General features: G+C 33.7%; 29 protein-coding genes. 8 read left to right on the top strand and 21 right to left on the bottom strand.

Annotated features, from left to right (window positions below):
* Positions 1–4: 4 nt before the first annotated feature.
* Both G6042_RS07830 and G6042_RS07825 read right to left on the bottom strand, forming a co-directional pair.
* Positions 5–559, bottom strand: coding sequence for a hypothetical protein (locus G6042_RS07830; protein WP_169523753.1), 555 nt, complete (start codon positions 557–559; stop codon positions 5–7).
* Between the two features lie 131 nt (positions 560–690).
* Positions 691–1104 (bottom strand): OsmC family protein, encoded by a 414-nt coding sequence (locus tag G6042_RS07825; protein WP_169523752.1) that lies wholly within the window; start codon positions 1102–1104, stop codon positions 691–693.
* A 166-nt stretch (positions 1105–1270) separates the two neighbouring features.
* Between G6042_RS07825 and G6042_RS07820 the strand changes: the two genes are divergently transcribed.
* From G6042_RS07820 to G6042_RS07810, 3 genes are all read left to right on the top strand, one after another.
* Positions 1271–2665 carry an MATE family efflux transporter gene (locus tag G6042_RS07820; protein WP_169523751.1) on the top strand — a complete coding sequence of 465 codons (1395 nt, stop codon included), beginning with the start codon at positions 1271–1273 and terminating at the stop codon, positions 2663–2665.
* Positions 2666–2751: 86 nt separating this feature from the next.
* Positions 2752–3894: an N-acetyl-alpha-D-glucosaminyl L-malate synthase BshA gene (bshA, locus tag G6042_RS07815; protein ID WP_169523750.1), complete on the top strand. Its 1143-nt coding sequence runs from the start codon at positions 2752–2754 to the stop codon at positions 3892–3894.
* A 4-nt stretch (positions 3895–3898) separates the two neighbouring features.
* Positions 3899–4330, top strand: a complete 432-nt coding sequence (locus G6042_RS07810; protein ID WP_169523749.1) for a hypothetical protein — start codon at positions 3899–3901, stop codon at positions 4328–4330.
* A 55-nt stretch (positions 4331–4385) separates the two neighbouring features.
* Here the strand turns inward: G6042_RS07810 and G6042_RS07805 are convergent, their stop codons facing one another.
* On the bottom strand, positions 4386–4868 hold the full coding sequence (locus G6042_RS07805; RefSeq protein WP_169523748.1) for a hypothetical protein: 483 nt from the start codon (positions 4866–4868) through the stop codon (positions 4386–4388).
* 86 nt (positions 4869–4954) lie between these two features.
* A complete protein-coding gene (locus G6042_RS07800) occupies positions 4955–5782 on the bottom strand; it encodes a UDP-2,3-diacylglucosamine diphosphatase (protein WP_169523747.1) in 828 nt (275 codons plus the stop codon).
* A 133-nt stretch (positions 5783–5915) separates the two neighbouring features.
* On the opposite strand from G6042_RS07800, the gene aroC reads away from it, so the two are divergent.
* From aroC to G6042_RS07785, 3 genes are all read left to right on the top strand, one after another.
* Complete coding sequence (gene aroC / locus G6042_RS07795) at positions 5916–6986, top strand: chorismate synthase (protein WP_169523746.1); 1071 nt, start codon at positions 5916–5918, stop codon at positions 6984–6986.
* A 95-nt stretch (positions 6987–7081) separates the two neighbouring features.
* Entirely contained in the window at positions 7082–8347 is a 1266-nt protein-coding gene (locus tag G6042_RS07790) for a dicarboxylate/amino acid:cation symporter (RefSeq protein ID WP_169523745.1), read from the top strand.
* A 78-nt stretch (positions 8348–8425) separates the two neighbouring features.
* The gene (locus tag G6042_RS07785) at positions 8426–9184 is read left to right on the top strand and encodes a T9SS type A sorting domain-containing protein (protein WP_169523744.1); all 759 of its coding nucleotides are present in this window, start codon (positions 8426–8428) and stop codon (positions 9182–9184) included.
* 38 nt (positions 9185–9222) lie between these two features.
* Here G6042_RS07785 and G6042_RS07780 read toward each other — a convergent pair whose 3' ends face one another.
* The 3 genes from G6042_RS07780 to G6042_RS07770 form a co-directional block, all read right to left on the bottom strand.
* Positions 9223–9360: a hypothetical protein gene (locus G6042_RS07780; protein ID WP_169523743.1), complete on the bottom strand. Its 138-nt coding sequence runs from the start codon at positions 9358–9360 to the stop codon at positions 9223–9225.
* 65 nt (positions 9361–9425) lie between these two features.
* Positions 9426–9842: a thiol-disulfide oxidoreductase DCC family protein gene (locus G6042_RS07775; protein WP_211161659.1), complete on the bottom strand. Its 417-nt coding sequence runs from the start codon at positions 9840–9842 to the stop codon at positions 9426–9428.
* A 16-nt stretch (positions 9843–9858) separates the two neighbouring features.
* Positions 9859–12033, bottom strand: coding sequence for an endonuclease MutS2 (locus tag G6042_RS07770; protein WP_169523742.1), 2175 nt, complete (start codon positions 12031–12033; stop codon positions 9859–9861).
* 84 nt (positions 12034–12117) lie between these two features.
* On the opposite strand from G6042_RS07770, the gene G6042_RS07765 reads away from it, so the two are divergent.
* Positions 12118–12786 (top strand): uracil-DNA glycosylase, encoded by a 669-nt coding sequence (locus G6042_RS07765; RefSeq protein WP_169523741.1) that lies wholly within the window; start codon positions 12118–12120, stop codon positions 12784–12786.
* A gap of 1 nt (position 12787) precedes the next feature.
* On the opposite strand, the gene G6042_RS07760 is transcribed toward G6042_RS07765, so the two are convergent.
* From G6042_RS07760 to G6042_RS07715, 10 genes are all read right to left on the bottom strand, one after another.
* Entirely contained in the window at positions 12788–13378 is a 591-nt protein-coding gene (locus G6042_RS07760) for a hypothetical protein (RefSeq protein WP_169523740.1), read from the bottom strand.
* 10 nt (positions 13379–13388) lie between these two features.
* Positions 13389–13955, bottom strand: coding sequence for a DUF3575 domain-containing protein (locus tag G6042_RS07755; protein WP_169523739.1), 567 nt, complete (start codon positions 13953–13955; stop codon positions 13389–13391).
* 69 nt (positions 13956–14024) lie between these two features.
* A complete protein-coding gene (locus G6042_RS07750) occupies positions 14025–14960 on the bottom strand; it encodes a transglutaminase (RefSeq protein ID WP_169523738.1) in 936 nt (311 codons plus the stop codon).
* A gap of 21 nt (positions 14961–14981) precedes the next feature.
* On the bottom strand, positions 14982–15833 hold the full coding sequence (locus G6042_RS07745; protein ID WP_169523737.1) for a substrate-binding domain-containing protein: 852 nt from the start codon (positions 15831–15833) through the stop codon (positions 14982–14984).
* Positions 15834–15936: 103 nt separating this feature from the next.
* A complete protein-coding gene (locus G6042_RS14200) occupies positions 15937–16233 on the bottom strand; it encodes a hypothetical protein (RefSeq protein ID WP_211161658.1) in 297 nt (98 codons plus the stop codon).
* 152 nt (positions 16234–16385) lie between these two features.
* Complete coding sequence (locus G6042_RS07735; RefSeq protein ID WP_169523736.1) at positions 16386–16910, bottom strand: GNAT family N-acetyltransferase; 525 nt, start codon at positions 16908–16910, stop codon at positions 16386–16388.
* A gap of 92 nt (positions 16911–17002) precedes the next feature.
* Positions 17003–17869 carry a nucleoside phosphorylase gene (locus G6042_RS07730; protein ID WP_169523735.1) on the bottom strand — a complete coding sequence of 289 codons (867 nt, stop codon included), beginning with the start codon at positions 17867–17869 and terminating at the stop codon, positions 17003–17005.
* Positions 17870–17907: 38 nt separating this feature from the next.
* On the bottom strand, positions 17908–18240 hold the full coding sequence (locus G6042_RS07725; protein WP_169523734.1) for a translation initiation factor: 333 nt from the start codon (positions 18238–18240) through the stop codon (positions 17908–17910).
* Between the two features lie 55 nt (positions 18241–18295).
* A complete protein-coding gene (locus G6042_RS07720; protein WP_169523733.1) occupies positions 18296–18688 on the bottom strand; it encodes a GxxExxY protein in 393 nt (130 codons plus the stop codon).
* Between the two features lie 175 nt (positions 18689–18863).
* Entirely contained in the window at positions 18864–19817 is a 954-nt protein-coding gene (locus G6042_RS07715; protein ID WP_169523732.1) for an isopenicillin N synthase family dioxygenase, read from the bottom strand.
* Between the two features lie 374 nt (positions 19818–20191).
* On the opposite strand from G6042_RS07715, the gene G6042_RS07710 reads away from it, so the two are divergent.
* Positions 20192–22168, top strand: a complete 1977-nt coding sequence (locus G6042_RS07710) for an alpha-ketoacid dehydrogenase subunit alpha/beta (protein WP_169523731.1) — start codon at positions 20192–20194, stop codon at positions 22166–22168.
* Positions 22169–22346: 178 nt separating this feature from the next.
* Here G6042_RS07710 and G6042_RS07705 read toward each other — a convergent pair whose 3' ends face one another.
* From G6042_RS07705 to G6042_RS07690, 4 genes are all read right to left on the bottom strand, one after another.
* Positions 22347–23093, bottom strand: a complete 747-nt coding sequence (locus G6042_RS07705; RefSeq protein ID WP_317168061.1) for a maleate cis-trans isomerase family protein — start codon at positions 23091–23093, stop codon at positions 22347–22349.
* Positions 23094–23171: 78 nt separating this feature from the next.
* Positions 23172–24080 (bottom strand): fumarylacetoacetate hydrolase family protein, encoded by a 909-nt coding sequence (locus G6042_RS07700; RefSeq protein ID WP_169523730.1) that lies wholly within the window; start codon positions 24078–24080, stop codon positions 23172–23174.
* A gap of 72 nt (positions 24081–24152) precedes the next feature.
* A complete protein-coding gene (locus G6042_RS07695) occupies positions 24153–25259 on the bottom strand; it encodes a cupin domain-containing protein (RefSeq protein ID WP_169523729.1) in 1107 nt (368 codons plus the stop codon).
* Between the two features lie 87 nt (positions 25260–25346).
* Positions 25347–26324, bottom strand: a complete 978-nt coding sequence (locus tag G6042_RS07690) for a carbon-nitrogen hydrolase family protein (RefSeq protein WP_169523728.1) — start codon at positions 26322–26324, stop codon at positions 25347–25349.
* Positions 26325–26454: the final 130 nt, after the last annotated feature.

The raw sequence follows: 26454 nt of genomic DNA, 5'->3' as shown, positions 1-26454 counted from the left end.
TTTATTATTTCGGTAATGGTGAACCAACTGGAGTTCCACAAACGTGTCCAGGTTGTCCGTGTGGTGGATTCATTCCTGGAGCAGTAGCTGTTGCTGCAGTATCAGGATTTAATATCGCAGGAGTTGCGGAACCGCTTTCTGCTGGCGGAGTAATAGAAACCTGTTGTGTTGTTGCCGAGCCTACTTTTGGTGTAGCTGGAACTTGGCTAGGTTTTGAATTTAATGGTGCGCCAACCGGAATTCCACATTGATGTCCTGGTTGTCCGTGTGGTGGATTCATTCCAGGTTTCGTCGCTACAACTTTATTGTTTGCAGCTGCATTTTGCTGTTGCATTTGTTGCATCTGCATTTGTTGCAACTGTTCTGGCGTAATGGTTTGCTGTTGCTGAACTTGCTGTGGCTGCTGTACCGAAGTTGTTCCACTAGGAATTGGCGCAACTCTTGGGATGATAATTTGTTTATTAGGATCAACAGTAGTTACGGCTTCTTCTTCCTTTTTACAAGATACCAAGCTTAAGCATGCTAACAGCAATGTGCCATATAATGAGTTCATTTTCATAAGTTCAATTTTTTTAAAAGAAGTCAAATATAATTAAAAAAATATTTCTATAATTCCTTTTTAATCATTTAACATCTTCTAGCCAAGTTTCTTCTTCAAAAAATCTATTCAATATACTTGAATACTGAAAACTATTTATTCAAAGAATAACTAACACTTACAGTTGCTTTTAATAATTTAGAAACTGGACAGTTTTGTTCAGCATCTTTAACTAATTCAGCAAATTTTTCTTCAGTAATATCAGGAACATTTGCTGTTAATTGTAAGTTGGATTGCGTAATTGTTCCATCTTCCAAAACAATAACACAGTTGGTTTTTAATTCTTCTGCCGTAAAACCTGCAGCTTGTAGATTAAAAGCTAATTTCATAGAAAAACAACCCGCATGTGCAGCAGCAATTAATTCTTCGGGATTAGTACCAATTCCGTCTTCAAATCTTGAACCAAAAGAATATTGAGTTTGGTTCAAAACAGTACTTTGTGTAGTTAAATGTCCTTTGCCTTCTTTACCTGTACCGTTCCAAACGGCTGTTGCGTTTCTTTTCATAATTATGTTTTTTAATGGATTTTAAATGTACAAAAACAAAATGGTTTGTAATAATCGAATTGTTTATTTTATTGTTAACCTATAAATTAATAAAAAGTTTCAGACGAAAGCGTTTGTCGCGGTTAAGCATATTCTACTATATTTGTTTCTTCTAAAATTATATACTGTGAAACGATTTTTCGAGTTACTCAAACAGTCTTTAAAAGGTGGCGAGCATGATTATACTGAAGGTAGTGTAAAATCGGCTATTGTATTACTATCAATCCCGATGATACTAGAGTTGAGTTTGGAAAGTGTTTTTGCTGTAGTCGATATTTATTTTGTTGGACATTTGCCTAATGCCGATGTAGCTGTAGCAACCGTTGGTTTAACTGAAGCAGTAATTTCATTGGTTTACACCCTTGGAATTGGACTTAGTGTTGGAGCAACAGCAGTGGTTTCAAGACGTGTAGGCGAAAAGAATTTTGTGGCAGCTTCAGAATCAGGAGCGCAAGCCATTTGGATTTCTTTTGCGATATCGTTGGTTGTTGCTTTTTTGGGTTATTTTTTTGCTTCAGATATTTTACGATTGATGGGCGCACAACCCGAAGTGATACAACAAGGAACATCATTTACCCAAATTATTTTTGCCAGTAGTCCAGCAATTATTTTATTGTTTCTTATCAATGGAGTTTTTCGTGGTGCTGGCGATGCAGCCATGGCAATGCGAAGTCTTTGGTTAGCCAGTATTCTGAATATTATTTTATGCCCATTATTAATTTATGGCTATGGACCATTTCCAGCACTCGGATTAACTGGTGCAGCAGTGGCAACAGCAATTGGAAGATGTTCGGGAGTTTTGTACCAATGTTATCATTTGTTTTGGAAAAACAGAACAATTAAAATCGTAAAAAGTTATTTCAAACCAAAATGGGAAATCGTCAAATCGTTGTTAGGTATTTCATTACCAGCTATGTTTCAGTTTTTTATTCAAAGCGGAAGTTGGATTGTACTAACTTACATCGTTTCAAAAACTGGAAGTACCGAAGCCAGTGCTGGTTATCAGATAGCTATTCGAAATGTGGTGTTCTTTATACTTCCAGCTTGGGGTTTAAGTAATGCAGCAGCAACTTTGGTTGGACAAAATTTAGGAGCAAAACAGCCCGAACGAGCAGAGCAAAGTGTATTGCTTACAACCAAATATAACGTTGCTTTTATGAGTTTGGTAACCTTATTATTTGTGTTTTTTTCAAAAACCATTATCGGATTTTTTACAGAAGAACCAATTATTTTAGCTTATGGAAGTCAGGCCTTGCAAATAATTGGTTTGGGTTATATTTTTTATGGTATTGGAATGGTAATGATACAAGCACTAAATGGTGCTGGTGATACCAAAACACCAACCTATATCAATATTTTTTGCTTTTGGGTATTGCAAATTCCAATAGCTTTAACGTTGTCATTTTACTTTGAACTTGGACCGCTTGGCGCTTTTATCGCTATTCCAACGGCAGAAACCGTATTGGCTTTATTGGCTTACTATTATTTCAAAAAAGGAAAATGGAAAAAAGTTGAGGTTTGATTTTTGGTCAAATTAAAATTTTTAACGAATTCTTGGCACAACCAAAACCAATAAATTTCCTAAATTCGTAGCATTATAAAAGCATCATGAAAATAGCCATTGTATGTTATCCTACTTTTGGAGGAAGCGGTGTTGTAGCCACAGAGTTAGGTCTTGAACTAGCTCATCGCGGTCACGAAATTCATTTCATAACCTATAGACAACCTGTGCGTTTAGCATTGCTTAGCCCAAATGTTCATTATCACGAAGTAAACGTTCCTGAATATCCTTTGTTTCATTATCAACCTTATGAATTGGCACTTTCGAGCAAATTGGTTGATATGGTAAAATTGTATAAAATCGACTTACTTCATGTGCATTACGCCATTCCACATGCTTATGCAGGTTATATGGCAAAGCAAATGCTTAAAGATGAAGGAATTATTATTCCGATGGTAACAACACTTCACGGAACTGATATCACTTTGGTTGGAAATCATCCCTTTTATAAACCAGCGGTTAGTTTTAGTATCAATAAATCGGATGTTGTGACTTCGGTATCACAAAGCTTGAAAGATGATACGTATAAACTTTTTAATATCAAGAAGGAAATTCACGTTATTCCTAACTTTATTGAATTGAATAAACATCGAAATGAAAGTGCTATTTCTTGTCAACGTTCAGTTATGGCAAAGAAAGAAGAACGAATTGTTACGCATATCAGTAATTTTAGGAAAGTAAAACGAATTCCCGATATTATCAAGATTTTCTATAAAATTCAGCAACAAATTCCAGCAAAATTAATGATGGTTGGCGATGGACCAGAAAAGGTAAAAGCCGAAAATTTATGTGCAGAACTTGGAATTGAAGACAAAGTAATTTTCTTTGGAAATAGTAACGAAATTGATCAAATCTTATCGTATTCTGATTTGTTTTTATTACCATCAGAAACTGAAAGTTTTGGACTAGCTGCGCTTGAAGCCATGGCTTGGAGTGTTCCGGTTATATCGAGTAATTCTGGAGGTTTGCCCGAAGTAAATTTTGACGGAGTTTCGGGTTATTTAAGCGATGTAGGTAACATTGATGAAATGGCCGAAAATGCGATTAAGATTTTAGAAAATGAAACTACTTTGGCAACATTTAAAGCCAATGCACTTGATGTGGCAAAACAATTCGACATAAAAAATATTTTACCATTGTATGAAAAATTATACCAAGAAGCCATAGAAAAAACTCATCAGCCATTATAAAAATATGAAAGCAAAAATTGGATTATTCTTTGTCGTTACTCTTTTTTTAAACAGTTGTTCCACAAGTAAAACGGTAGAAAAAGCACCACTTTATGAAGTACTTGTTGTTAATAATGATGGCGGAGCAAACATCAAGTTTTATGAAATATTGACCGAAGCCAATGAGATTGTGATGTTAATGGGCGATGAAACACTAAAAAAGAAAGTAAAAAAAGACGACGTTCAAAAAAGTAACTTTATTATTCTAAATGCTGGACCAACGAAGGAAACCTTTAATAGAGCAACGGTTCAAAAAGTGTTAGAAAAAGAAGATGCCATTGAAGTATATATAAAAGATATGCAAAAAAATGTGGAAGCCGATTTGTCTAATGAAAACGTGTTTTATCCTTATAGTATTGTGAAAATCAATTCGAAAAAACCAATCGTTATCAAATAAAAAAAGTCCCGAAATAATTTATTTCGGGACTTTTTATTTATAAGCAGTTTTTTGATTACCATCGGTAACGGATACCTAAAGCGATATCTGGACCAATATCATCTCTGTAGTCATCATTAAAATATAATTCGGGACGGATATCAAGTGATAATTGCAATGGAATGTCAAAGTTATATTCAATACCTATATCACCTGCAGCAAAAAAGAAACTTCCGCTATCTTTATTTCCTCCATGATCATAACTCCAGCTTCCAAGTCCACCACCAACACCAGCGTACCAATTAAAACCACCATCAATGTTCCAAACCCATTGGTATAAACCAGCTAATTTGAACGCATCAACATCATTACTGTTTCTCCAACCTAAATCTAATTCCAAACGGTTGTTGTCTCCTAATCCTCTTTGGTATGAAATCTCACCACCAAATCCGTCGTTGTCACCTAAACGCAATCCTAATGCATTCTTTGAAATGTCTTGAGCCTGTGCGCTAAATGCTAATCCTAATAGCATAAAAGCAGATAAAACGATTTTTTTCATAAGTTAAATTTAACGTTAAATGTTATCGCTAATTTAAAACAATTATCGTAACAAAGTCCATTTTTGTAGTTAAAATATTCCTAAATTTATTTTTTTACAATGATGGAAGCAACTAATTGATGCTGAATAAAATCTTCCATTTCAAATAAATCTTCGTCTATTTCTTTTTCGGTATGATCTTCGTAGCGATACATTTTCCAACGTTTTTTATTGTATTCCAATGAAGTTAAGTTTTCAACCCAATCGCCTGAATTCAAATACATAGTATTACCATTTTTAGTTTCTTTTCTAATCATTTTTGGTTCATGAATGTGTCCGCAAATAACATAGTCATATCCTTTTTCAATGGCAAGTTCGGTAGCCGTATTTTCAAAATCGGAAATGTGTTTCACCGCTTTTTTTACACTTGCTTTTATTTTTTTAGAAAACGAATACGGTTCTTTTCCAAGTTTTTTTAAGCACCAATTTACAAATCGGTTAGTTAATATTAAATAGTCATAACCAATGCCACCCAATTTTGCAATCCATTTCGAATGTTGAACCGATGCATCAAAAACATCTCCATGAAAAATCCATGCCTTTTTATAATCCAATTCCAAAACAAGTTTATCTACCACCGAAAAATTCCCGATAGAAGTATCACTGAATTTTCTCAAAAACTCATCATGATTTCCGGTTACATAATAGACTTTTGTTCCTTTGGAAGCCAAATCGATAATTTTTTTGATGACTCTCAAATGTGATTTTGGGAAATACGATTTTCGAAATTGCCAAATATCAATAATATCGCCATTTAAAACCAATGTTTTTGGTTTGATAGAATTTAGATAATGAAAAAGTTCTGTAGCGTGTGAACCATAAGTGCCAAGGTGCACATCTGAAATAACAACCAGTTCTAATTTTCTCTTTTTCAAGTGGTTTCTATTTTAAAGTTTTACAAATTAGCAAAGCAAATGTTAATTGGACTTTATGCTAAGATTAAGTTTTAAATCAATAAAGTTTCAATAACAATTCACATTGTTTATATTTGTTCAAAACAAAATAATTATGGCTGGAAATAGCTATGGAACACTTTTTAGATTAACTACTTTTGGCGAGTCGCATGGCGAAGCACTTGGCGGAATTATTGATGGTTGTCCTGCAGGAATTGAACTCAATTTTGAAGCAATTCAACACGAAATGCAACGTAGAAAACCAGGTCAATCCATAATAGTTACCCAACGAAAAGAAGAAGACGAAGTGCAATTTCTTTCTGGAATTTTTGAAGGAAAAACAACCGGAACACCAATAGGTTTTATCATTCCAAATACCAATCAAAAGTCAGACGACTATTCACATATAAAAGATACTTATCGCCCAAGTCATGCCGATTATGTCTATGAAAAAAAATATGGAATTCGCGATTATCGCGGTGGCGGAAGAAGCTCGGCTCGCGAGACCGCTTCTCGTGTTGTTGCCGGAGCAATTGCAAAACAAATTATCCCTGATTTTAAAATAAATGCCTTCGTTTCATCGGTAGGCGATATTTTCATTGATAAACCTTATCAAGATTTAGACTTTTCATTAACCGAAAGCAATGCCGTTCGTTGTCCTGATTTGGCTTCGGCAGAAAAAATGGAAGCTTATATCAAGGAAATCAAAAAACAAGGCGATACCGTTGGCGGAACGATAACTTGTGTCATTCAAAACGTTCCCATCGGATTGGGCGAACCAGTTTTTGATAAACTCCATGCCGAATTGGGCAAAGCCATGTTGTCCATCAATGCAGTTCACGGTTTTGAATACGGTAGCGGATTTTGTGGCGCGCGCATGAAAGGCAGTGAACACAACGATTTATACAACGAAGACGGAACAACAAAAACCAATCTTTCTGGCGGAATTCAAGGCGGAATTTCCAACGGAATGGATATTTATTTCAGAGTTGCCTTCAAGCCAGTCGCTACTTTAATTCAAAAACAAGAAGTTTTAACCAATCAAAATACTATTGTGGAACAACAAGGAAAAGGTCGTCATGATCCATGCGTTGTGCCGCGAGCAGTGCCAATCGTTGAAGCCATGGCAGCAATTGTTTTGGCAGATTTTTATTTAATAAACAAAACCAATAAACCAAATTATTAGAAGCAATTCCAGCTATTCGTTACAAGTTTAGCTTTACACTTCACACGAACGAAGTGAACTGGCGAAGCAATCTGGGCTAACACAAAACAATCGATATGAACACAACCGAAAGTCTTCACGAACCAAAAAAATCATTCCTCAGCAATTTAACCATCCAAATTATAATTGCCATGTTACTTGGAGCAATCCTGGGAATTTATATTCATAATAATCACACACCCGAGTTTGCCAAAGAATTTAGTGATAAAATAAAAATGTTGGCAACCATTTTCATCAGGTTAGTTCAAATGATAATTGCACCATTAGTAATTACAACATTAGTAGTAGGAATTGCAAAACTTGGCGATATAAAATCCGTTGGACGAATAGGAGGAAAGGCAATGGGTTGGTTTTTTACAGCATCATTCGTGTCTTTATTGATTGGCTTATTTTGGGTAAATATTTTGCAACCCGGAGTTGGATTAAATCTAACCGATGTAGATGTGGCAACCGCTTCAGAAGTTACCGATAAGACTAAAGTTTTTTCGGCTCAAAATTTTGTTGAACATATTATTCCAAAAAGTGTTTTTGAGGCATTGGCAACCAACGAAATTCTTCAAATTGTAATTTTTTCAATCTTTTTTGGTTTAGCAGCAGCATCCATTGGCGATTATGCAAAACCTGTGGTGAAAGCATTAGATGTTTCATCACACATCATTTTAAAAATGGTAAATTATGTAATGAAGTTTGCTCCGCTTGGAGTTTTTGGAGCTATTGCAGGAGTTTTTGCCATTAGAGATTTGCAAGAATTATTAATCACGTATGCTAAATTTTTTGGTTCATTCTTAGTCGGAATTTCATCACTTTGGATAGTCTTATTATTAGTAGGTTATTTGTTTTTAAAAGGCCACATGACTACTTTGTTGAAACGCATTTTTGGTCCATTAGTTATCGCCTTTGGAACGACCAGTAGTGAAGCTGTTTTTCCAAAATTAACTGAAGAACTAGAACGACTTGGAGTAAAAGACAAAATAGTTTCTTTCATGTTACCATTAGGATATTCGTTTAACTTAGACGGAAGCATGATGTATATGACTTTTGCCAGTATTTTTATTGCTCAAGCTTATGGCGTTCATTTAGATTTACCAACACAAATGACAATGCTATTGGTTTTGATGCTCACCAGTAAAGGAATTGCTGGCGTTCCAAGAGCAAGTTTAGTTGTTGTAGCAGCAACTTGTGGCATGTTTGATATTCCAATAGAAGGCATTGCGTTAATCCTTCCAATTGATCATTTTTGTGATATGTTTAGAAGCGCAACCAATGTTTTAGGTAACGCTTTAGCAACCAGTGTGGTTGGTAAATGGGAAAAAGAAAGTTAAAATTTAAAAAAGTAAGTTAAATAATTATTATTTCTGAATTACTTTAATATATTTGTGTTTCAATTAAAAAACTATTTTATGAAAAAACTTTTACTTTTATTTGGTTTGACTTTGATGTCAAATTTCAGTACTAACGCACAAGTTGTACTTAATTTACCAGCCACAGGTTTTACAGCTACTGGAGCTCAATTCTCTACAGTTGCTGAAGGTACTATAGATGTTACAGGAAGTCTTACAAGTATCACATTTAACACAGCATTGACGGCATCAGTAAATGAAACGTTTGCAAATGATTTAACTGTTATTGTAACTTCTACCAATGCGATTAATAGTACTTTGTTACTTCAAGTTGGTGGATTCTCTAATTTTGGAGCAACTGAACGAGGTCAGATAGCTGATGGAGATAGTGAAGTAATAGGTACAACATGTTCTGAGACATATACTTTGACGACACCTTTAAGTTTTTCATCACCATCTACCCTAACTATTTGGATTGGAAATGGCTGGGCAGGTTCAGTTGCAAATCCATCGTCAGGAACTTGGACTGGTTCTGTAACTCTTAATGGGATTAATGAAGTTTTAAGCACTAAAGAATTTTCTGCAACTAAATTATTAGTTTATCCTAACCCATCAACAGATATTATCAACATTTCAAATACTTTGAATGCTGTTGTAAATACAGTTGAGATTACTGATTTAAACGGAAGAACAGTTAAAACTCAAAATGTAAACAATACAGAGGCACAAATTTCAATTAGTGACTTATCTGCTGGTGTTTACATGCTTAAAGTTTCTACTGATCAAGGTACAGCTACCAAAAAAATCGTAAAACAATAATTTTACTTTTTTAGATATTAAAAAACGACTAAGATTTCTTAGTCGTTTTTTTTGTTTTTACTATTCATCATAAAGTAAATAGCGGCAAGCAAACCAATAATTACCAAGGCAAAAACACCAACCATAATAAATGCGCCGTTATCCCAAGAATACAAAGGAAGAAATAAGTTTTTCATAGTTTATAAATTTGATGCTGTAAAACTAATTTCTTTAACTCGAAATTTAGCTGATATTTATCATGCTATAAAAATTTACTCAAAACTTCTTTTGATGGTAACATACAACTTTCTTTTTTGCCATACCATTTGTATCTGTTTTTGGCAACATAATCGTAGATAGAATTACCAATCATTCCTGTTGGAATTAACGGATAAAGAAAACTTTTCCAAGTAGAAAGTTCCTTTAAAATTAACTTTGCAGCTTCGGCTTTGTAGTAATAAGCTTTATTGGGTTCATAAAGAATAATGCTATCAATTCCTCGATTTTCTAATCCTAAATGTTTGATTATTTTTTGACCAATTTCCGATTGAAGTGAAGCAAATCGAAATACGTCATTTTTATCATGCTGAATTATAAATTGAACTGACGTTTCACAAAGATTGCAAACGCCATCAAAGAGAACAATTTTTTTATCGGATGGTAAATCAGTTATTTCCATTTTTGTTATGTTGAATTTATTTCTGTGCTGCTTGAACAAATTCTAATTCTTCCAAACTCACTTTTGAAGTAAAAATGCCATAGTTAACCACTGCTTTACTTTTCTCAATTTTATCAATTGTTCCAACCGATTTTCCGTCGAGCATTCTAACTCTATCGCCAACTTTCAAAATAACTCTTGGTTTTTCGGCTTCTTGTTTTTGAGCTTTTATTTTTTTCTCCTTTTTTTCTTTTCTGATTTCTTCTACTTTAACTTGGACTTCTTCAATAACTTTTTTCTCGATAACTTCTTTGGCTTTTTTCTCTTTTACAGTGACTTTTTTGCGTTTTGAGTTTTCGATTTCAACCATTTTTAAAAACTCACCAATAAGTACTTTTTTGTCTTTGTTATTAAAGTATTTCTCCGAAATATCATCAATCTTTTGACCTAAGTAAATCAATCTTTGGTTGGCATCATACAACTCTTGATAGCGTTCTAATTTCTCCTGAATTTTAGCATTGATGTTTTCCATCTTTTTGCTTTCTTCACGAGCTTTACTTTCTTCTTCTTTTAAGGTTAAAGATGTTTTTTCAAGTTTAGAACGTTCTTTTTGTAAGGTTGCAATGGTTTTGTCGAAGCGAACTTTTCCACCTTCAATTTTCTTTTTTGCACGATTTATTAAGCCAAACGGAATACCATTTTTTTGGGCAACTTCAAAGGTAAAAGAACTTCCGGCTTGTCCTAAAATCAACTTGTACATTGGTTCCAACGATTTTTCGTCAAAAAGCATATTGGCATTCGAAGCAAAAGGCAGTTCATTTGCTAAAATTTTCAGATTAGAATAATGGGTTGTAATTATTCCAAATGCTTCCCGATGATAAAATTCTTCCAAGAAAGTTTCGGCTAATGCACCGCCAAGTTCAGGATCAGAACCAGTTCCAAATTCATCGATTAAAAATAATGTTTTTGAGTTACATTTTTTTAAAAAGTAATTCATGTTTTTTAATCGATAACTATACGTACTTAAATGATTTTCAATAGATTGATTGTCGCCAATATCCGTTAGAATTCGGTCAAAAAGAAAGGTTTCGCTTCGTTCATGAACCGGAATTAAAATGCCACATTGCAACATCAGTTGAAGTAACCCAACTGTTTTTAACGAAATGGTTTTTCCACCAGCATTTGGACCAGAAATCACGATAATTCGGCTTTCATTTTTGAGTTCAATGGTTTGTGGAAACGTTTTTTCTTTTTTCTCCAGATTGTTTAAAAACAAAATCGGATGAAATGCATCTCTAAAAAATAATCGTTTTTCTTCAATAATATTGGGTAAAATAGCATTGATTTTTCGAGCATATTTCGCTTTGGCAGCAATGACATCAATGTCGCTTAAAAACTCCTGATATTGTTTTAAAAGTTCAACATAAGGACGAATTTCATTGGATAATTTCTTTAAAATCTTAGTGATTTCTTCTCGTTCTTCATATTCAAGATTATTCAATTCTCTGGAATAACGCAACGTAGCTTCGGGTTCGATATAAGCAATGCTTCCGGTTTTGGAATTACCCAGAATTGAACCTTTGACTTTCCTGCGATACATAGCTAAAACCGCTAAAACTCTACGGTTTTCAACAATACTTTCTTTAATTTCATCTAAATAACCTAACGAATTGTATTGGCTTAAAGCTTGACCAAAACTTTGGTTGACTTTGCCTCGAACCACATTCATGTCTCTACGAATATTGATTAAATCCGGTGAAGCGTTGTCTTTAATTTCACCATATTTATCGACTACTTCATCAATTTTTTGGATGATGAATTTGGTATATTCGATCTGGGTTGCTTTTTCGTTTAATTTCGGATAGTAATCATGAAATTTTTTCAAAAAAAGTAACATCGTATTTACGGTATCCGAAAGCGTTGCTATTTTTCTAAAACTACCAACTTCTAAGAAACTATCTTCAATACTCAGGAATTTAATATCGTTAGTTACATTTTCAAATCCGTGATTTGGAATAGCGTTATTATTCGTGAAAGAGGAAAGATATTCTGAGGTTTGTAGTAAATTATTCATTAGTATTTCCTTTTCTTTGAAAGGAACGATTTCTAATGCTTTTTGTTTTCCAATATCAGTATTGCAACGCTCGGAAATGGTTTGCAAAACAGTATTGAATTCTAAGTCTTTAAGTGTTTTATCGGTAATCGAGATCATTAAATCATTGTCTTTGGTTCAAAGTTACAAAGGATAAAATCCATATTGCAACAGAAAATAGTATTTTTGGTAAAATTTTATGAGATGTTTGTTAAAATCCATTCTTCTTGGCAAAATATTCTTTCGGATGAATTTGAAAAACCCTATTTCAATTTGCTGATGAAAGCAGTTGAAGATGAATATCAAAATTATGTTTGCTTTCCACCAAAAGAGTTGATTTTTAGTGCTTTTAATCAATTTGATTTCAACGATTTAAAAGTAGTTATCATCGGCCAAGATCCATATCATGGCGAAGGCGAAGCGAATGGATTGTGTTTTTCGGTTAATGATAATGTAAAAATTCCACCATCGCTATTAAACATTTTTAAAGAAATAAATCTTGATTTTGACACCGTTTTTTTACCAACTTCGGGCAATTTAGAACGATGGGCAAAGCAAGGAATTCTTCTGTTGAATGCAAGTTTAACGGTTAGAAAAGATTTACCCAATAGTCATAAACATTTGAAATGGAATGTGTTTACTGATGCTGTGATTAAGAAAATTTCAGATGAAAATTCGAATATTGTTTTCTTACTTTGGGGAAATTTTGCCATTCAAAAAGAAAAACTAATTGACCAATCAAAGCACAAAATTCTAAAATCGGGACATCCATCGCCAATGAGTGCTAATCAAGGAAAATGGTTTGAAAACAAACATTTTAGTCAAACGAATGACTATCTAAAAAGCATTGGAAAACCAGAAATTCAGTGGTAAATTAGTTTACGTTAAAATAAAAATAACCACTATTATCAAGGTTGGCAACAGCGCTGTTTAAATTTAGCTTTATGTCTTTTGGTTTGTTTAACGAACGTAATTCTACATTTTTAGTAGAATTGCTATTATAACCAAAACTTAAACGATAATTTCCAGTTGAAAGTAACGGAAAACCAACGTTGTATTCATAAGTTTCATCTGCTGAATTATATTCGCATAAACCATAAACATAAGCTCCGTTTGAAGCATCGCCTTTGTTTATTTGAAGTTGAGAATCATCAACAAAAATAGTTTCCCATTCAGTAGCACTGATTTGCTTTTCTATCACATAAGAAAAGGCAAAAATTTCAGCATTTCCTGTAGTTCTATAGATGTCCAAAAGTCCAGTTTGTCCAACTTCGGTTTGATAACGTGAAAAATCGGCATCTACAAAAAGATAATCGCCTACGTTGTAATTTGTTGTATTAGTAAAAGTTACCAATCCTGGATTGACATCTATGATTTTATTATTGTAAAATCCATCATCATTTGTATCACAACTAATGAAAAACAGAGTTGAGAATAATAGGGCTAAATATGTTATTTTTTTCATGATAATTGTCTTAAAATCTGTAACCTAAATTAATTCCAACTCTCGAAATTTTGTCGGGACTTTTGTCGGTATTTAAAAAATTATAGCCAAATCCAACTAAAAGTTCCACAGCTATACTTTCGTTAAAATACATTTTATAGCCTAAACTTCCACCAGCAGCAATATCGGTATAATTTGAAATTTTGGTAGTATAAATAGCTGTTCCGCCATTTTCTTCTCTTGCAATTTCTTTGTAATCTCCGCCGTTATATGAAGCAAAAACTTCGGCAAAATAGTAGCTTGTTTTCCCTTTGGATAAAGCATATCTCACATAAGGATTGATTTCATATTTGCCTAAATTATTGGTGTTTCCTTCCTCAAAATCTTCGGTTAGTTTTTTACTGTCAGAATAATTTACGTTTAAACCAACTGAAAAATCATTTGTAAAGAATCTTTCATAACTAACACTAATTTTTGATGATAGGATAGCTGAAAGTACATCAACTCTAAATTCATTTTTTTTATCTGAAATGGTACTTTCATTCTGAGCGTTTACTATTCCATAAAATAGCAATAAAGCGACTAGTATTTTTTTCATTAAAAATTTGTTTTACGAATAAGCGAATATAGTTAAAAATTTAATAAATGAATTTATAAAACTAATCAATTATTGCAATGTTAACGCTCCAAGAATTTCTTCAGACATAAATGGTCCACCAGGAAATTTAGCGGTATAATCAAGGTTTAGCCAAATATCGCCGCGTTCATCTATGTGATAATGAAGTGTTTTGTCTTTACTTTCTTTGGGGAAAAGCACTTTTTTTATCAAATAGTTTATCGCTTCTAAATCACTTTTTTTACCAATATAAATTTCGGGATAAATATGACCTTTGGTATGAATTAATCTCGGAGTTCCTCCAATAGAGCGAATGCAAGCTGCCATTAAAATAGAATGATCATCACAATCGCCAGAAAGATATTCCAACGATTCTGTTGCCGTTGCAATGTAGTCACTTCCTTTTGGATCGCTAACATAATTCCATTGACTATTAATTTCTTTAAAAACAGCAAAACACTGAATTAGTGTAAAATATTCGTTTTTATATTCTTTTACATCTCTAAAATGCTTGTTGGTTGCCATTAAAGAAAAACTTCTAACTTTTGGATTTTTATATTCAATGGCATTTAAAATCTTATATTTATTAGGAAAAGGCAATAGTTTTGAAATGATTAAATCTTGTGGATTTGGGTTTTCTGACATAGCATACATCATCGAACGATAGTCTTCAAAAACACTATTGAAACCATATCCGCCAAAAACTGTTCCGCCAATTAAGAACAAAATATAAACAATAATACTAATTAAAGTTATTCGTCTTATTGCTTTTAATATCAGGAAAATAGCGATAATGATTAATGTGAAAAGTAAAATTCTATCCAATTGAAATGGCCAATTGAAATCGATTAAATTTTGATGACCAATTAGAAAAATAGGAATAGTGAACAGTACGCTAAGGATAAAAATAATGACTTTATCCCAAGGACTATTGATTTTAAATTTATCGCGAAGTTGTTGATAATTTAATTTCCCAAATTGTATCATACTGATAAAACAGCAAAAATGCTAAACGGCTTTTACTATTTCAGCAAATGTACTTTTTTTATCAATAATTTTAAGGTCAAATAATTGATTTTGAATTTTGTTTAACACTTTTTCTGATAAAGGTTTCTGCGACCATTTTGTAAGCGATAACCATTCGTTGATATCTTCAATTTTTTGATCAAATTTGGATGCCAATGTTCGATTGATGCTTGGAATATCTTTAAATTCAGATGTTGTAGCGTTGATGATTTCCAAAATTCTGCTGATGGTTTGTGGATGTTTTTCTAAAATTTCATTTCTAACCGCAATAACAAAACACGGCCAAGGTGTTGGACAATCCGCTATTCTACGGAAAATGCCTTTATCAACTAATGGTTTTGTCATAAATCGTTCCCACATAAAATAATCGGCTTTGCCAGAAGTTAAGGCTTCAACGGCACCATCAATTGTGTTTACAATTTCAAATTCAAGTTTTTCGGTGTTCCAATTGTTGTTTTGTGCATTCACAAAAGCCATCAAATGTGAACCCGAACCCAAACGAGAAATGGCTGCTTTGGTATTTTCTAAATCGGAAAGGTTCTCAAATTTTGAATTTGCCGCTACGTGAATTCCCCAAATCAAAGGACTTTCTACATAAACTTGAACAATAGAACTTTGATTTCCACTAACGATGTCTTTTACAATTCCTTCCGAAAGAATGACAGCAATATCCGTTTCGCCATCGCGAAGCATTTGACACATTTTTCCTGTTCCTTCTGGGATATCGGTCCATTGCAAATCGATACCTTCGCTTTCAAATTCGCCATTTTCGATGCAAAGTTGCCATGGTAGATTGAAATGTTCTGGAACGCCAGCTATTTTTATTGTTTTCATTTATTAGTATTAAGTTTGGAGTATTAAGATTGTTCGGAGAGTTTTTGAACGCATTTTTCTCTAATCTTCAAAATTTCTTCAAAAGTAAAAGGAATTTGGTTTTCTATAATCCAATTTTTAGAAATTTTTGATGGTAATCAATTTTAAAATCGGCTACTTGATTGGGTTCAATACTAATTTCTTTTAAAATATCATTTCTTAATTTTTCAAAATCAGAGTTTGAATTAGTGATATCGGTTTCTTTTCCGTTTATTTTTAAATAACAATGCGCTTCGGGCAGATAATCCAAATTGTTTTCTTTTAAAATGGAACCAATTTTGGTATTTGCTTCGTTCATTTTATAAATTCCAATGATTAAATCTACATTTGGAATATTATTGTTATTAGCAAAATCTTTCAAAAAAGCATGTTTAGAACTGCAAGTTCCTTTGTTTTCTGAAATGACTAATGAAAAATCAGTACGGTTTGAATTTCTACCGTAAGGAATGTTTTTTACTTTTCAATTAACGCTTCAAAGTCCATTTAAATGTTCTAAATTCTGATTTCTAAATTCTATTTTTTCAGTTGCCACCATTTCCAAGTTACGCCACTTTCATCTGGATAATTTTCCATAAGCGTCATTCCCACTTTTTCTAAAACACGATTGGACGCAGCGTTTTCAGCATGCGTGTAAGCGTTCATTTCTTGGATATTCATTTGGTTGAAACCATAATCAATCCAAGCGATTGAAGCTTCGGTGGCGTAACCTTTTCCCCAGAATTTTGGATTTAATCGATAACCATAATCATAGAAATTGGTGTTTCCGTTTTCAACATGGTCGTTTACAAACTTTATTCCTGTCCAACCAATGAATTCGTTGTTATCTTTTAAAATGGTTGCAAATCGACCAATTCCGTTTTCTTGATATTGTTTTTGAACCATTTCAATTATTTTGATGGTTTCTTCAACGGTTTGTGTTGGATTTTGCCAAAGATATTTGTGTACTTCAGTTTGATTATCCATAGCAAACATTTCGTTGGCATCAGAAAGTTCCAACGGACGAAGTAGCAATCGTTCTGTTTCGAGAATTAGGTTCATGGTTTACGGTTTTTAGCCCCGATAGAGCCGATATCCTCGCGTAGTTTACGGAGCGAGATAAAGGCGAAAGCGGGAAATAGCTCCTGAAAAAATTACTCAGAAAGTTTTTGTAAAGTATAAGCAATTAGTTCATCTACAGCTTTGTATGGATCGGTGCTAAATGTTCCATTGGCGCGATTGGCGATAATAGCATTCAACGACAAACAATTGTGTCCAAGCAGTTTTCCTAGTCCATAAATGGCTGCGGTTTCCATTTCGAGATTGGTCATTTTTGTGCCTTCAAATTCGAATGCGTCCATTTTGCTATTGAGTTCGCTGTCCTGAATTTCAAGTCGTAAAACGCGACCTTGTGGTCCGTAAAATCCGCCAGCAGTTCCGGTGAAACCTTTGTGGAAACGAACGCTTTCGATTTTTTGTTCCAAAGTTTCTGAGCACGAAATTACATAAGGTTGTCCTTTACGTAAATCCCAATTGGTTTGGGCAATGAATGCTTCTTCGAGATTTTTTTCTGAAATTTCGTCAATTAAATAGGAGCGAAGCATGTTGTCTAATCCAACGGCGTATTTGCTCATTACGAAACTATCTACTGGAATATCAGCTTGCAACGAACCAGATGTTCCAATTCGGATGATGTTTAGCGAAGTTAAATTTTCTTTTGGCTGACGTGTTTCTAGGTCAATATTAACTAAGGCATCGAGTTCGTTCATTACGATGTCTATATTGTCAGGTCCAATTCCGGTTGACATTACAGTCATTCTTTTTCCTTTGTAAAATCCGGTTTGGGTTTTAAATTCACGTTTTTGGGTTGAAAATTCTATTTTTTCAAAAAATTGCGTGATTTTTTCCACTCGGTTTTGGTCGCCTACGAAAATAATATCGTTTGCAATATGTTCGGGTTTTAGATTTAAGTGGTAAACACTTCCGTCTGGGTTTAATATTAATTCGGATGATTGTATCATTTTAATTTTTAATTATTAATTCTTAATTTTTAATTGAATCAGCCGCCAACACGTTTTGTTTTAAAGCCTTTATCTTGTAATAATTTCATGATTTTGTCACGATAATCACCTTGAAGGATTATTTCTCCATCTTTGAAACTTCCGCCAACGGCAAGTTTACTTTTGATTTCTTTGGCTAAAAGTTTAAAATCTTCGTCTTCACCTTCATAGCCTGAGATTATGGTAGTTGGTTTTCCTTTTCGCTTTTCGTATTTGCAAAGTATTGGTTCTTTTTGAACAAATAATTCGTGTGGAGTTTCTTCAATACTTTCGGGTTCATTAGAAACTTCGTGGTCGGGAAATAGTTTTTTTAGTTGGTCTTGTAAATCCATTTTTTTAATATTTTTTGAACACAGATTTAAGAAATTTGAAAAATCTATAAAAATTTTATCTATGTTTTTTTAAATCATTTGTGAATATTTTTCTAGTGAACTGAGGATCTTTTCCAAAATTTAAAACTATTCCAACCTCACAATCAGTCGCTTTTAAATAGTTTAGTATCTGATTTTCATGAATGTCAAGTAAGTATTCTACAGTTTTTAGTTCTAGAATTACTTTGTTGTTTACTATTATGTCAGGTATATATTCACCAACAATTTCCTTTTTGTAAAAAACATTAATCTTTTTTTGATTTTCAATTTCAAAACCTCTTTTTTTCAGTTCTATAATCATAGCGTTATGATACACTTTTTCTAGAAAGCCATAACCTAACTCATTGTAAACATCATAATAAATTCCAATTATAGATTTTGTTAATTCTTGATGAGGAAAAATTTTCATTTTTTTTTCTGTTTGGCGTTTATTATTAATTTTTTTAAATAACAGATTTAAGAAATTATGGAAATTTTTATAATTTCTTAAATCTGTGTTCTGAAAATCTATACTGTATAAATCTAAAAAAAACCAAACCCCAAAATTATTGGAATTTGGAATTTTAAAATGAATAGTCTAAACTTTATTTTTTCTTTAATCCTAATTCCACTAGACGTTCGTCAAGGAATTCTCCCGCTGTGATATCGTCATAAAGTTTTGGATTGTCTGCATCAATACATTGCTCCAAACAATTTAATTTCATATCACTTACCGGATGCATGAAGAACGGAATTGAAAAACGCGATGTTCCCCAAAGTTCTCTTGGCGGATTTACTACTTGATGAATAGTAGATTTTAATTTATTGTTTGTATGTCTTGACAACATATCGCCAACATTTATCATCAATTCATCTGGTTCAGCCATGGCATCAATCCATTGTCCGTCGTGGTTTTGAACTTGTAAACCTTTACCTTGCGCACCCATTAGCAGTGTAATCAAGTTGATGTCGCCATGTGCTGCAGCACGAACAGCTCCATCTTTTGGTTCATCTGTGATTGGTGGATAATGAATTGGTCTTAGAATAGAATTTCCGTCTTTGATGTAATTGTCAAAGTAAAACTCGTCTAAACCTATGTGAATAGCCAAAGCTCTTAATACATAAATACCTGTTTTTTCAAGCATTTGATAGGCTTCTTTTCCAACAGTATTAAAATTTGGTAATTCAGAAACGGTAACGTTGTCTGGATATTCACCAGCATATTTTGAACCTTCAGAAACGTATTGCCCAAAATGCCAAAATTCTTTTAAATCACCAGCCGAACGACCTTTTGCATGTTCTTTTCCAAAAGAAACATAGCCACGTTGTCCACCAATTCCTGGAATTTCATATTTTGCTTTGGTTTCCAATGGAAGAGAAAAGAAGTTACGAACTTCTCCGTATAAATCTTCCACCAATTTGTCATCAAGAAAATGACCTTTTAATGCTACGAAGCCTATTTCTTCGTACGCTTTTCCGATTTCATTTACAAATTTTTGTTTACGTGCCGGATCATCCGACAGGAAATCACGTAAGTCAACACTTGGAATTTGTTGCATACTAAAACATTTTTGTTAATAACTTGAAACGCGTTAAAATCAATGCGTAACTACAAATGTATAGAAATTAATTGTTGTTTGCACTCAAAGTTATTAACATTCCTAAAATCATTTTTTTACTTTAGGTAATTGTTTTGCTCTGTTGTCAATAGGTTTTTCAATCTCCTTAAATTCAGGTCTGATTTCAGTGCTTTCTGCGTAGCAAACAGGAGAACTATTTTGTCTGACTTTTGTCTGTGATTTGTTTTTCATTGAAGTGATAAATGAATTGTAAAGATAATCAATGTTTTGCAGAATAGTGAAAATTAGTTTTTGTTATTGACTAAAACGTTTTCTTTAATTTATTACTTTTGAGCCACAAATTAAGACAAACAATGAACTTCGATAGAAAAGACCTTTCCAACATACGCTTATTAGACTTGTACAAGCGACTTTTAATGCCAAGAATGATTGAAGAAAAAATGCTAATTCTTCTTCGTCAAGGCAAAGTTTCCAAATGGTTTTCAGGGATTGGTCAAGAGGCAATTTCGGTTGGAATTACAAATGCTCTTGACAAAGACGAATATATTTTGCCAATGCACAGAAATCTTGGAGTTTTTACCTCAAGAGATATTCCATTACACCGATTGTTTTCGCAATGGCAAGGTAAAAAATCTGGCTTTACAAAAGGTCGCGACAGAAGTTTTCATTTTGGAACGCAAGAATTCAATATCATTGGAATGATTTCTCATCTTGGACCACAAATGGGTATTGCCGATGGAATTGCGTTAGCCAATAAATTACAAAAAAATGGCAAAGTAACAGCCGTTTTCACTGGCGAAGGTGCCACAAGTGAAGGCGATTTTCATGAAGCGTTAAACATTGCTGCGGTTTGGGATTTACCTGTTCTATTTGTGATAGAAAATAACGGTTATGGACTTTCCACACCAACAAACGAGCAATATCGTTGTGAAAATCTTGCCGATAAAGGAATTGGCTACGGAATGGAAAGCCACATTATTGACGGAAATAATATTCTAGAAGTTTATAATAAAATAGTAGAATTAAAAGCATCGCTTGCTGAAAATCCAAGACCAGTTTTACTAGAATTCAAAACCTTTAGAATGCGTGGTCACGAGGAAGCAAGCGGAACAAAATATGTTCCTCAAGAACTGATGGATGAATGGGCAAAAAAAGATCCGGTTTCTAATTTTAAAGAATATCTAATTAATGTTGGAGTGCTTTCTGAGGAATTAGATGCCGAATTAAAATCGGTTATCAAGAAAGAGATTGATAAAAATTGGGCAATTACACAAGACGAACCAGATTTTGAAGCAAATCTTGAAGAAGAATTGAATGATGTTTATGAACCGTATGAATTTGAAGCAATAAATCCATCATCAGAAACTGAAAACATTCGTGTAATCGATGCCATTTCATCAGCATTAAAACAATCGATGGAACGCCATGAAAAACTGGTAATCATGGGACAAGACATTGCCGAATATGGCGGTGCTTTTAAAATTACCGAAGGTTTTGTGGAGCAATTTGGCAAAGAACGAGTTCGAAACACGCCAATTTGTGAAAGTGCTGTGGTTTCTGCGGCAAATGGTTTGTCTATAAACGGATATAAAGCAATAGTTGAAATGCAATTTGCCGATTTCGTTTCGACAGGTTTTAACCCAATTGTGAATTTGTTGGCAAAACAACATTATCGTTGGGGAGAAAAAGCAGATGTTGTAGTAAGAATGCCTTGTGGCGGCGGAACGCAAGCTGGACCGTTTCATTCGCAAACCAATGAAGCTTGGTTTACTAAAACACCAGGTTTAAAGGTAGTTTATCCAGCTTTTCCTTATGATGCTAAAGGTTTATTGAATACAGCAATTAACGATCCAAATCCAGTGATGTTTTTTGAGCATAAACAATTGTACAGAAGTGTTTATCAAGATGTTCCAAAAGATTATTATACTATTCCGTTTGGAAAAGCGGTTGTTCTAAAAGAAGGTTCAGAGGTAACGATTATTTCTTTTGGTGCTGGAGTTCATTGGGTTTTAGATACTTTATCTAAAAATCCTGAAATCAAAGCAGATGTAATTGATTTAAGAACATTGCAACCGCTAGATACTGAAACAATTTTTGCTTCGGTAAAGAAAACTTCAAAATGTATTATTCTTCAAGAAGATACTTTGTTTGGCGGAATTTCAAGTGATATTTCAGCATTGATTATGGAAAATTGTTTCGAATATCTTGACGCTCCAGTTCGCCGAGTAGGAAGTTTAGAAAGCGCTATTCCGTTTGTAAAAACATTGGAAGATCAATATTTACCAAAACAACGATTTGAAAAGGAATTATTAGAATTGTTGAAATATTAGAAAATAAAAAGGAGTTCAATTTGAACTCCTTTTTATTTCAATAATTTGATCACCAGAATACAAATAATTATCAGTATTGGAACACACATAACAAAATACTATCCAAAAAGATTTAGCATAAAAAGTCCTCCAAAAGCAAATAGACCAAAAGCAATCCTATTTTGAATTCTTTTATTCATTAATATTTCCCACTCAATAATTCACCACCAATAGCTGATTTTGCTTCAATTCCTAACTTTTTCATCATTTCATAAGTGGTACAAACTGCAGCTGATGTTACCGGAATTCCACATTCAGCCTGAATTAAATCAACAGCTTCCAAAGACGGCATTTGTACACAAGCTGAAACTACTAAAACATCAACATCGGTCAAGTCTAATTGTTTATAGATTTCCAACAAATTCATCGGGTTTTGTGCCGCTACTTCTAGATTATCTGGAATTTCAAGAGCAATACTTTCTTTCACTTTTATGCCTTGATGTTCAATATAATCAACAACCATGTCGGTTAATGGTCGCATATAAGGTGTAATAATCGAAATTTGTTTTGCACCCAAAACTTTCAAACCATTAATCAAAGCTCCAGCCGAAGTTACAATTGGAGTAGGAAAGTCGTTTGCCACAGTTTCCTGATGTAAATTAACTTCCGAAACGCAATGATAACCTCTTCCCATGCTCATAATGGCAACCAAACACGCATAACCCATAACATCAACATGTGCATCAGAAAGTTCTTGAGCACATTTCAAACTCATGGCATCCATAGCTTCGAGTTCTTCTTTGGTTACTTTTTTCATTCGCATTCTGCTGGAATGGAATGTAAAACGTTCTGGTAAAATGGTTTCGCGCGAACGAAAAATGGCTGGTATTTCGGTTTCCATCGTTACGTTGCTTGATGGAACTATTTGTCCTATTCTGTATTTCATTTTTATATTTTTATGAAACCACAGATTTGAGAAATTTTTAAAATTATTATAATTTCTTAAATCTGTGTTCTTTTTAAATTAAATCTCTTTTACCGTATTCACAATCGTTCCAATTCCTTCAACAGTTGCTTCTACAATATCGCCATCATACAACCATTCTTGAGGATTTCTTCCTGCGCCAACGCCAGCTGGTGTTCCGGTTGCAATGATATCGCCTGGTTCTAAAGTGAAAACAATACTTAAATCTTCAATTAAATCGTTGATATTGAACAACAAGAATTTTGTGTTTGAGTTTTGTTTTTCAACGCCGTTTACTTTTAGCGATAAATTCAAATTGTGTGGATTTTCGATTTCATCTTTGGTGACTAAAATTGGTCCCATTGGCGCAAACGTATCTTGTCCTTTGGATACAATCCATTGACCTTCACGACGGCAATCACGTGCCGAAATATCGTTAATAACTGTGTAGCCAAAAACGTAATCCAACGCATCTTCTTTAGCAACGTATTTTCCTTTTTTACTAATAACTACGGCCAATTCCACTTCCCAATCCAATTGTTCGGTTAGTTTGGTGTTTTTAATAATTTCGGTATTAGTTGCCGTAACGGTTGTTGGCGGTTTTGAAAATATGATTGGTTTTTGAGGTAATTTTCCAGTTGTGTCTAATGTTCGTGCACTTTCGGCAACGTGTTCGGTATAGTTCAAACCAATTCCAATGATGTTTTTTCGAGGTTTTTCGATTGGTGCGAGAATGGTTACTTCGTTCATTTCATAACAGATTTCCTCGAAGAAATTTTCTGGCGTTTCAGAAATCATTTCAGTAATTTCGGCTATGATTTCAAATCCCATATCAATTAAATCAAGCATATCGTTTGGCAATGGAAAATTAGATATATCTCCAAAATCTTCCATATCAATCACTTGATTGTTGTGGATAAATCCTAATCGAGGTTCGGTGTCTTGTGTTTTGTAGGTAAGTAGCTTCATTAGTTATTTTTAATTTTAAACCATTAAGAAATTAAGGTTCATTAAGTTTTTTGAAATTGATTTTTGTGATTGTTATTGCAATTGATGTCCGTTATTTTCTTCAAATTCTCTTGATTGATACAATCCCAAGCCTTCAATTACGGGTAAATCATTGAAATTAAACAAGCAAGCAACTTCAGTTTCGGATAAATTGTGATGTTCGTGCCAAGCCCAACTTGGAACACAGAAAATATCTCGCTCTTTCCAATCAATGCGTTTTCCGTTGATGATGGAATATCCTTTTCCTTTAGCACATTGATACACAAATGAACCTGTGTGTTTGTGCGCTTTGCCTTTAAAACCTGCTGGTAATAATTGGATTGCCGCACCCATAGTTTGCATTACATGTCCACCAGTTAGCGGATTGGAATATCTCATAAAAATTCCATCAAACGGATTGGGTTCATTTACTTTTTGAGCTTCCAATAATGCAGGATATACTTTTTTCCACGAGTATTTGAACAATGGCGAATAGGGTTTATCCCAAACAAAATCTGCCGGAACTAAACCATTTCCGTCAAAAGTTTGTGGCAACTGATTTAAAGGTGCAACCAAAGGTTGTTTTCCGTCAAAAACTGCATAATCATTGGCTTCCAATGCATTGACTAACGGAATATCCAAACCATCTTGCCAAATACATGTTTTTCCGCCTTCTTCAACGCCATGTTCGTGCCAAGTGGAATTAGGAGTAATGACAAAATCATTCACTTCCAGCATTATTTTATTACCGTCAACAACAGTGTAGCCTTTTTCGCCTTCCATAATAAAACGCAATGCTGAAGCTTTATGTCGATGTGCCGAAGTACTTTCGCCTGGACGCGTGACTTGAATTCCGGTGTACAACCAACCAACAGCTGCAGAAACGTCTTTACGTTTATCATTTACCAAATATACAACACGTCTTCCTGCTTGTTCTGGTGTTACGAGTTCGGAAGATTTTAAAACCAATTCCCGTAAATCATCATATTTCCAAAGCATTGGAACCGATGAACTTTTTGGTTCCCATGGTTCAATATCGTTGGCAACTGTCCACAAAGCACCAGCACCTAGAGCTTCAAGTTCTTTATAATAGGCTTCAAGTTCTGGCGTGTCTTGAACTCGCGCGCGACCAATTTGATCGTCTGAAAATTTATCTTCCATAAATTTATTTTATTAACCATTTAAGGAATTTAAGAAAATGTAAGTTGATAATCTTAAATGAACTTATATGCCTTATATGGTGAGTTATCATTTATTAAATTCTTCATGATTATCAATAAAAGTAATCTTTCTTGTTGGAGCAGTATTTACCCGTAAATCAAAAATATCAAATCTATTGTAATGTCCGAGAATGTCGTGCATTTGTTTTGGCTGAATACATTTTTCTAAATCAATTTCAGCATAAACTATTCCTTCGTCATCAATTAATGGTGTACCAATTACGGCACCATTTGGACCAATAAATCCTGAAAAAGCAGAATTTTTTCGGTCTAACAATTCGTCAACATTTGGAACATCATCACGCAAAGCGTCTTTAATTTCTTGAGAAATAGTAGAACATGAAACGATTGTAAATAATTTTCCTTCGAATGAATGTGCAGCAGCACGAATTTTAATGGCTTCAGCCATATTATAATCTGGTGGTGCAACCGGAAGCGAAATGTAGTTAGCAATATGAATTAATTCGCCTTGAGAAAGTAAGGTGAAACGTGCCAACGTATTAGTGTTTTCGCCACAAGCCAACGTTCCGATAGGACCAATTTCGGTATCATAAACTTTTAATGATGAACCGTCACCAGAAGTCCAAGTTAGTTTTTCTGCCCAAGTTGGAACTAATTTTCTATGTTTTCCAATTACATTTCCGTTGTTGTCAATGATTAAATTGGTGTTGTAAATTTCGCCATAACTGTCGCCACGTTCGTTAATTCCAATAACGATATGGATGTTATTGTCTTTTGCTGCTTGAAACAAAGTTTGCATTGCTTCATCGGTAGTTTTTACGGAACATTTGTATAGTTTTTCATACCATTTGCTTCCTTGAACTGGCGTCATAATCCAATTCCAATACGGATAACCAGCGATAAAAACTTCGGGAAAAGCGATTAATTGTGCTCCGTTTTGACTAGCTTCTTTAACAAAAGTAATTGCTTTTTCAACTGTTTTTTCTACATTCAGAAAAACTGGCGACGTTTGAACGGTTGCGGCTTTGAATTTTTTGAAGTCCATATTTTTAGGTTCGTCAGTTCGATTTCTATGATATTACAAAATCTTTTTGATAAATAGTTTCATTATTTATTAAGGCAAAAATTCTATGAATAATTTTATTTCTGATAGCATTTAAAATACTCATTTTATT

This window comes from Flavobacterium solisilvae (assembly GCF_012911605.1).
Lineage (GTDB): Bacteria > Bacteroidota > Bacteroidia > Flavobacteriales > Flavobacteriaceae > Flavobacterium > Flavobacterium solisilvae.
The sequence above is the reverse complement of the archived record's forward strand: the minus strand, read 5'-3'. Positions and strand labels throughout refer to the sequence as shown.

What these genes read in the sequence shown, in the direction of transcription:
- G6042_RS07830 (WP_169523753.1), bottom strand. Translation starts at nt 559, where the DNA reads ATGAAAATGAACTCATTATATGGCACATTGCTGTTAGCATGCTTAAGC.
- G6042_RS07825 (WP_169523752.1), bottom strand. Translation starts at nt 1,104, where the DNA reads ATGAAAAGAAACGCAACAGCCGTTTGGAACGGTACAGGTAAAGAAGGC.
- bshA (WP_169523750.1), top strand. Translation starts at nt 2,752, where the DNA reads ATGAAAATAGCCATTGTATGTTATCCTACTTTTGGAGGAAGCGGTGTT.
- G6042_RS07810 (WP_169523749.1), top strand. Translation starts at nt 3,899, where the DNA reads ATGAAAGCAAAAATTGGATTATTCTTTGTCGTTACTCTTTTTTTAAAC.
- G6042_RS07805 (WP_169523748.1), bottom strand. Translation starts at nt 4,868, where the DNA reads ATGAAAAAAATCGTTTTATCTGCTTTTATGCTATTAGGATTAGCATTT.
- aroC (WP_169523746.1), top strand. Translation starts at nt 5,916, where the DNA reads ATGGCTGGAAATAGCTATGGAACACTTTTTAGATTAACTACTTTTGGC.
- G6042_RS07790 (WP_169523745.1), top strand. Translation starts at nt 7,082, where the DNA reads ATGAACACAACCGAAAGTCTTCACGAACCAAAAAAATCATTCCTCAGC.
- G6042_RS07785 (WP_169523744.1), top strand. Translation starts at nt 8,426, where the DNA reads ATGAAAAAACTTTTACTTTTATTTGGTTTGACTTTGATGTCAAATTTC.
- G6042_RS07780 (WP_169523743.1), bottom strand. Translation starts at nt 9,360, where the DNA reads ATGAAAAACTTATTTCTTCCTTTGTATTCTTGGGATAACGGCGCATTT.
- G6042_RS07775 (WP_211161659.1), bottom strand. Translation starts at nt 9,842, where the DNA reads ATGGAAATAACTGATTTACCATCCGATAAAAAAATTGTTCTCTTTGAT.
- G6042_RS07770 (WP_169523742.1), bottom strand. Translation starts at nt 12,033, where the DNA reads ATGATCTCGATTACCGATAAAACACTTAAAGACTTAGAATTCAATACT.
- G6042_RS07765 (WP_169523741.1), top strand. Translation starts at nt 12,118, where the DNA reads ATGTTTGTTAAAATCCATTCTTCTTGGCAAAATATTCTTTCGGATGAA.
- G6042_RS07760 (WP_169523740.1), bottom strand. Translation starts at nt 13,378, where the DNA reads ATGAAAAAAATAACATATTTAGCCCTATTATTCTCAACTCTGTTTTTC.
- G6042_RS07755 (WP_169523739.1), bottom strand. Translation starts at nt 13,955, where the DNA reads ATGAAAAAAATACTAGTCGCTTTATTGCTATTTTATGGAATAGTAAAC.
- G6042_RS07750 (WP_169523738.1), bottom strand. Translation starts at nt 14,960, where the DNA reads ATGATACAATTTGGGAAATTAAATTATCAACAACTTCGCGATAAATTT.
- G6042_RS07745 (WP_169523737.1), bottom strand. Translation starts at nt 15,833, where the DNA reads ATGAAAACAATAAAAATAGCTGGCGTTCCAGAACATTTCAATCTACCA.
- G6042_RS07735 (WP_169523736.1), bottom strand. Translation starts at nt 16,910, where the DNA reads ATGAACCTAATTCTCGAAACAGAACGATTGCTACTTCGTCCGTTGGAA.
- G6042_RS07730 (WP_169523735.1), bottom strand. Translation starts at nt 17,869, where the DNA reads ATGATACAATCATCCGAATTAATATTAAACCCAGACGGAAGTGTTTAC.
- G6042_RS07725 (WP_169523734.1), bottom strand. Translation starts at nt 18,240, where the DNA reads ATGGATTTACAAGACCAACTAAAAAAACTATTTCCCGACCACGAAGTT.
- G6042_RS07720 (WP_169523733.1), bottom strand. Translation starts at nt 18,688, where the DNA reads ATGAAAATTTTTCCTCATCAAGAATTAACAAAATCTATAATTGGAATT.
- G6042_RS07715 (WP_169523732.1), bottom strand. Translation starts at nt 19,817, where the DNA reads ATGCAACAAATTCCAAGTGTTGACTTACGTGATTTCCTGTCGGATGAT.
- G6042_RS07710 (WP_169523731.1), top strand. Translation starts at nt 20,192, where the DNA reads ATGAACTTCGATAGAAAAGACCTTTCCAACATACGCTTATTAGACTTG.
- G6042_RS07705 (WP_317168061.1), bottom strand. Translation starts at nt 23,093, where the DNA reads ATGAAATACAGAATAGGACAAATAGTTCCATCAAGCAACGTAACGATG.
- G6042_RS07700 (WP_169523730.1), bottom strand. Translation starts at nt 24,080, where the DNA reads ATGAAGCTACTTACCTACAAAACACAAGACACCGAACCTCGATTAGGA.
- G6042_RS07695 (WP_169523729.1), bottom strand. Translation starts at nt 25,259, where the DNA reads ATGGAAGATAAATTTTCAGACGATCAAATTGGTCGCGCGCGAGTTCAA.
- G6042_RS07690 (WP_169523728.1), bottom strand. Translation starts at nt 26,324, where the DNA reads ATGGACTTCAAAAAATTCAAAGCCGCAACCGTTCAAACGTCGCCAGTT.